The 550-nt window shown below is 68.5% G+C and carries 1 protein-coding gene; it reads right to left on the reverse strand.

Annotated features, from left to right (window positions below; genetic code table 11):
* On the reverse strand, positions 1 to 550 hold a 550-nt coding region (locus tag IVA92_RS36055), incomplete at both ends, for an Ig-like domain-containing protein (protein ID WP_247534283.1).

The following is a 550-nucleotide window of genomic DNA, read 5'->3' on the forward strand; positions in this document are numbered from 1 at the left end:
TCTGGCCGTTGTTGAGCGTGACCGTGGTGCTCCAGCTGCCGTTGCTCTGCACGATGGCGGTGCCGATCGCGGTGGTGCCGTCCAGGATGGTGACGGTGGTGCCGGCATCGGCGACGCCGACCGTGCCGGTGATGGTCTGGCTGGCCTGGTTGACCGGTCCGCCCGCGCTGGTGATCGCGACCGCGGGTGCCGTCGTGTCCAGGGTGAAGCTCAGCGATGCGCTGCCGGTATTGCCGAAGGTGTCGGTCTGGCTCGCCACGATGGTGTGCGGACCGTCGGCCAGCGTGCTCGGCGTAAACGACCAGGCGCCTTGCGCATCGGCGGTTGCCGTGATGGTGCTGAGAACGCCATCGATCGTCAGATGCACCACCGTGTTGGCGAGGCCGGTGCCACTCAGCGCCGGGTTGGCGGTGACGTGATCGGTGACTGAAGTGCCGGTGTCGGAGGCCAAGGCCTCGGTCACCGTCGGGCCGGTGGTGCTGAGCGTATAGACCACTGCGCCGCTGGTCGCGGTATTGCCGGCCGCATCGCTCACCCGCGCGGTCAGCGA

The sequence above is a fragment of the Bradyrhizobium sp. 154 genome, from assembly GCF_023073875.1.
Classification (GTDB): Bacteria; Pseudomonadota; Alphaproteobacteria; order Rhizobiales; family Xanthobacteraceae; genus Bradyrhizobium.